Annotated in this window: 4 protein-coding genes and 1 pseudogene; all 5 read left to right on the top strand. The window is 61.0% G+C overall.

Translation table 11 applies throughout. The features are described from left to right. Positions 1-236: 236 nt before the first annotated feature. The gene (locus SLH47_RS26070) at positions 237-1,223 is read left to right on the top strand and encodes a membrane dipeptidase (RefSeq protein WP_320244045.1); all 987 of its coding nucleotides are present in this window, start codon (positions 237-239) and stop codon (positions 1,221-1,223) included. Further along, positions 1,220-2,896: a hypothetical protein gene (locus tag SLH47_RS26065; protein WP_320244043.1), complete on the top strand. Its 1,677-nt coding sequence runs from the start codon at positions 1,220-1,222 to the stop codon at positions 2,894-2,896. The genes SLH47_RS26070 and SLH47_RS26065 overlap by 4 nt, the downstream gene beginning before the upstream one ends. Then, positions 2,893-3,498: a DUF3726 domain-containing protein gene (locus SLH47_RS26060; protein ID WP_320244042.1), complete on the top strand. Its 606-nt coding sequence runs from the start codon at positions 2,893-2,895 to the stop codon at positions 3,496-3,498. The genes SLH47_RS26065 and SLH47_RS26060 overlap by 4 nt, the downstream gene beginning before the upstream one ends. A 22-nt stretch (positions 3,499-3,520) precedes the next feature. Continuing rightward, positions 3,521-4,498: an Ldh family oxidoreductase gene (locus tag SLH47_RS26055; RefSeq protein ID WP_320244041.1), complete on the top strand. Its 978-nt coding sequence runs from the start codon at positions 3,521-3,523 to the stop codon at positions 4,496-4,498. A gap of 209 nt (positions 4,499-4,707) precedes the next feature. Then, positions 4,708-4,800: pseudogene (locus SLH47_RS26520) on the top strand (integrase core domain-containing protein); the annotation flags it as partial. Positions 4,801-4,983 lie beyond the last annotated feature (183 nt).

Genomic DNA, 4,983 nt, shown 5'->3' with positions numbered 1-4,983 from the left:
TCTCGCCCCTGTGAGCGATTTGAAACGAAAACAAGCCGGTACTTGTGCGAATCCCTAGCTCTGTAAGCGGCCAGAGCGGGCAATAGATCGAATGTTCGGTTTGGGCTGGAATGGACTACAAGGCGGCCTGTTTCGAGTGCGTACCGGCTTGAGAGTCGAATCCGGGGAAAGGCTTTGCTTTGGGTTCGCTTGGCGGCAATGTTGAACCGGGACGCTCTTTAGGAAATGGAAGAACGATGTGCGGCGCTCATGTCATCGATGGATTGCAATACGCCAACTGGTCAGAAAAAGTCTTTCGCGAGATGCGGAAAGGCAGCGTGGACGCAGTGCATGTGACCATAGCGTATCATGAGATGTTCCGCGAGACTGTTGCCAACATAGAGGCCTGGAACCGCATGTTTGAGACCTATTCGGATCTCATACTGCATGCCCGCACTGGAGAAGACGTCCGAACGGCCAAGAACACGGGGCGCACGGCTATCGTCTTTGGTGCACAGACGCCCGCGCCGATCGAAGATGACATCGGCCTCGTCGAAATTCTGCATAGTCTTGGTTTGCGCTTCATGCAGCTCAGCTACAATAATCAGTCGCTGCTGGCGACGGGCTGTTACGAGGCAGAGGATCCAGGTTTGACGCGGATGGGTCGGGAAGTCGTGTCCGAGATGAACCGTGTGGGTATCGTCGTCGACATGAGCCATTCTGCCGAGAGATCAACACTGGATGCCATTGAGGCGAGTTCCCGACCCATCGCGATCACACATGCCAATCCTGCCCGATGGCACCCGGCCCGCCGTAACAAGTCCGACACCGTCCTGAAGGCGCTGGCGGAAACAGGCGGCATGCTGGGCTTCTCCCTCTACCCGCACCACCTGAGTGGCGGGTCGGACTGCGGACTGAAAGAGTTCTGCGGCATGATTGCTGAGACTGCCGATTTGATGGGGGTGGACCGCCTGGGCATTGGGTCTGACCTTTGTCAGGACCAGCCCGACAGTGTTGTCGAGTGGATGCGCGTCGGACGCTGGACCAAGCAGATCGACTATGGCGAAGGCTCGGCGGCCGCACCCGGGTTCCCGCCTCAGCCGAAGTTCTTCCGTGACAACCGCGACTTCCCCGGATTGGCGGCGGGTCTTCGGGCTGCAGGGTTTTCCGAGGACGAGGCTGCGGGCATTCTTGGCGAAAACTGGTTGCGGTTTTTCGACAAAAGCTTCGGACCCGCCCGATGAAGGCCTTACGTCCCCCCGAACAGGTGATGTGCCTCGAACGGCTCGGTGCGGCGCACCAAACCCGTATCAGCTTTATGCGAGCGCTCTTACGCGGTCTGCGGCGTGGGGGCTGGCAGGTGGACCGTCCGCTCTGGCAGATCGACGCGGACGGCGTCGGCCGCGCCGTTTACCGCGTGCGCGGGCAAGGTCAGTGCTACAGTCTCGTCGCCTTCTCTCATGATCTGCCTGACGAACTGCGTTCGGACCGGGTGATTGCCGAAGCGTGGGACGCGACCTTCGCTCTTGTCGATGGCGATGTCGATGCCCACGATTTGGAACGTCTTGCTGCAAATGTGCCATTGCAGGAAGCCGGGCGCGTGAGCGACAGCGAACTGGTGCTATCCCGTGCTAACCGCTCTGCCCGGCTCTGGGACCATGTCGTCGCACGGCTGGCGCAAGGCGCGCAGCCCGATGCCACGCGGATTGAGGATGTAGGCTATCTGATGCGCACGACGGCGGTCTACGGCTCCGGCAAGTTCGGCGCTGCAGATTATGCCACCTTTGCGGGACGACCACTCATGGACGGGCCGTTTCGTGCAGAGATGCTGACCGTCTGGCTGATCCGCGCCTTCGTGTTGGATCTGGTCGAGCACGTTGCGAAAGCACAGGGTGGCGCTGCAGCAGCTCGGCTTGATCCGGCCCTGCGACGCCGCTTGGGGATCGGAAATTCCACAGGGTTGGGGATGGCACCATTTCTGGTTAACCATCCGGCGCTCTTGAACGCCTGGATCTTTGCCAGAGAGACAGCACTGGCACGGGTCAGGGGGCTGAGTGCGTCCGATGTCGGATCTCGTGCGGCATTTTCGGAAGCACTCGAGCGGACGCGGGCGTTGGTGGCCTCCTGGCACTCGGACCAACCGGTGCAAATTGCCAAACTCACCGAGCTTCGAGGCGATATCCGGCGACTGGCCGATGTGGTTTCTGCAGGCGCGCTTGAACAGGTCGAACCTTGGGATGCACTTTGGCATTGGGCGCAAACTGCGCTGTCCGTCGAGGGGCAGGAATTGGTTGTGTCCCTGATGCTCGAACCGCATGGGGAGCTTGTCGACGACCTGTCCAACACCATGGGTGCAGACGAGATTGCTGCGTTTCGGATCGACGGGACGATCCCCGTTTTGCGCTTGGCCCGGATCCTGAAGGCAAATTACGGTTGGGCTTTGGAAACCGATTACGAAGCGCCATCGACCTGTGCACGGTTCTGGTATGTCTCAGAAGCAAAGCTCGAACCACGCCTTGGCGAGCGCCATGAAGAGCCGGGCGGCGAGCTTGAGCAACCTCTGGACATTGCCCGCGCCGCTGCCCTGTTGGCACGCGACGTCTCGCGAGAGGCCATGAACCGGACCGTTGCCGACTTCCTCCGCGACCATCCCCACCATCGGCGCATCGTTCGGCGGGTCCAGTTTTCGGTAGCCGCGCCCTACGCCGAGATCCGGGACAACCTGATCGACGCAGAGATTATGCCGATCGACATGCTTCGCGCCAAGCTTGCATTCTTTGGTGCCACCCGTTTCGATCCGAGATCGGACCGCTGGGTGCGGATAACCATGTACCAGAACGCGCCGTTCCCTCATGAGCTACACGACCTGCCTGAAGACGATTGGGTGCTACCGGTGCGGTCGGAAGTGGTGGTATGAGCGCGACGGTCCGCACCCTCTCCGAGATTCAGGCGACTTGCGGCAAAGCGGCGCGCGGAGCAGGCTGTCCCTGGGGAATGGCCGAAGAGGCCGGTCTTGCGGTACGACAGTTGGAGGCGAACGGATTGCGAGGCGCGGCGGCGCTGGCCACGCTGCTCACCAACCCTCGCGCATGCCAGTGCGATGGCAGTTCCGGTGCCCCGGCCTGCGGTTTGGCGGCACTTGTAGAACTGTCTGACGCGCCACCGTCTGCCGCGTCTCACTTTGGTCCCGTCGCCGCACCGCTATTGCTGGTCGCACCTTGCCTGATGATGGCTTGCGACGGCAGTGGATGGCGAGTCGAGTGGCCTGGCGGGGCCATATCATGCAGCTCGGCTGGCGTGGTGCAAACCGGCAAACCCGCCCCTTGCATTGCAGAAACCATAACGGTGACCCGCATTGATCCGGCGCAACACGCGGGCGTGTCGCCAGACTGGCGCGGTCGCGCGGTATCGGACGTCGCCTGGAAATCGCTTGAGGCGCTTGCGAGCCATACCTACGTTCCGGAAACCGACGCCTCCCGCGCCAAGGGCGCCGGACCGGACACGATGGATACAGACTGATGCTGGGCGAAAGGAGGGGTCGATGCAGGTTTCCCTGGCTGAAATCGAAGAGAGAACCAAGGCTGCGTTGATCGCACATGGTGCCGGTGCATGGCAGGCCACCGAAGTCGCACGCGCCGTCACAAGGGCCGAGGAAACCGGTAATGTGATCTGCGGGCTCTACTACCTGGAAAGCTATTGCTTGCAGCTCGCCTCAGGCCGGGTCGACGGCAGTGTCGAGCCCGTTGTTGCCACACCCAGGCCGGGTGCGGTTACAGTCGACGCGCGGTTTGGGTTTGCGCAGCCAGCTTTCACCCGAGCATTGTCGCCCGCCGTGGTCGCGGCACGCGAAAACGGTATCGCCGCGCTCAGCGTCGCGCATTCGCATACCTGCACCTCGCTCGGCTTCTTCACCGAACAGATCGCAGCACATGGTCTGATCGGCATTGGCTTCACAAATGCGTCCGCCATCGTTGCCGGACCCGGCGGAAAGCAACCCGTTCTGGGTACGAATCCCATGGCGATTACCATCCCAGGTCAAGATTCGCCTGCGATGCATGCGGATTTTTCGACATCAGCAGTGGCTCTGGGTCGCATCACGATGGCGAAAGCGGCGGGCGAGGACATCCCGCTTGGATGGGCCGTCGATGCCCGGGGCGATCCGACGACCGATCCCGAGGCGGCGTTAGAGGGTGCTCTGCAGCCGGCTGCGGGCCATAAGGGATGGGCACTTGGCTTGATGGTCGAAGCCCTCGCAGCCGGGTTGACGGGCTCCGTCAACTCGCTTGATGTCAAGGGCCTGAAGCTGCCGAACGGATCGCCCCATGATCTTGGTCAGTTCTACATTCTGATCGAACCAGGTGCGCATGGTGGGGCCTTGGCAGATCGTTTTGCACGCGTGAGCGAGGCAATCGCAGCCGACGCGGGCGCGCGCGTCCCAGGCGTGCCGCGCCGCCATTTGGACCCGGTCGAGGTTCCTGATCTCCTGTGGTCTCAGGTAGTCGCGCTGACATCTTTGTAGATGCGACAGGGCCAACATCGGCTCACGCGAACACGACAGCAACGCCTCTAATCGACCGGTGCGGCCCTTAGATTGAGTATTCGGTTCGGACTAGCCGCTGATCTTAGAGCCCGGCGCAGCAAAGGGAAGTGAAATCCCCACTGTGAACTCGGTTTCCCCGCCACGCGCGCTCGCTGCTCGAAAACCAGTGCCATAGTGGATGTTCCGTGGAGATCATCGAGAATTGGAGGATCGATTACAACACACAGAGACCACACACATCGCTTGGCGGGCTAGCTCCAACTGTTTACGTCAATCTCAACCGAAAGAAACAGGAACAGATTCCACACCTGAACGGCCCGGATCAGGGGGCAACGTCAGCCTGTCTTAGCCCCGTAAAACAGTGCCACTATTTTGGTGTCACAGGAGGGATTGGAGATGGCACGGAAGCGGTATTCGGAGGAAGATGCGTTGAAGCTTTTGCATGAGATCGACGTGCATTTGCA

Source organism: Cognatiyoonia sp. IB215182, assembly GCF_033963905.1.
Taxonomy (GTDB): Bacteria; Pseudomonadota; Alphaproteobacteria; order Rhodobacterales; family Rhodobacteraceae; genus Yoonia.
Note: the sequence above shows the minus strand (reverse complement) of the source record. Positions and strands in the feature narration are given on the sequence as shown.

Bases quoted from the DNA above. Each gene is read 5' to 3' on its own strand.
- SLH47_RS26070 (WP_320244045.1), top strand. From the start codon at position 237: ATGTGCGGCGCTCATGTCATCGATGGATTGCAATACGCCAACTGGTCA.
- SLH47_RS26065 (WP_320244043.1), top strand. From the start codon at position 1,220: ATGAAGGCCTTACGTCCCCCCGAACAGGTGATGTGCCTCGAACGGCTC.
- SLH47_RS26060 (WP_320244042.1), top strand. From the start codon at position 2,893: ATGAGCGCGACGGTCCGCACCCTCTCCGAGATTCAGGCGACTTGCGGC.
- SLH47_RS26055 (WP_320244041.1), top strand. From the start codon at position 3,521: ATGCAGGTTTCCCTGGCTGAAATCGAAGAGAGAACCAAGGCTGCGTTG.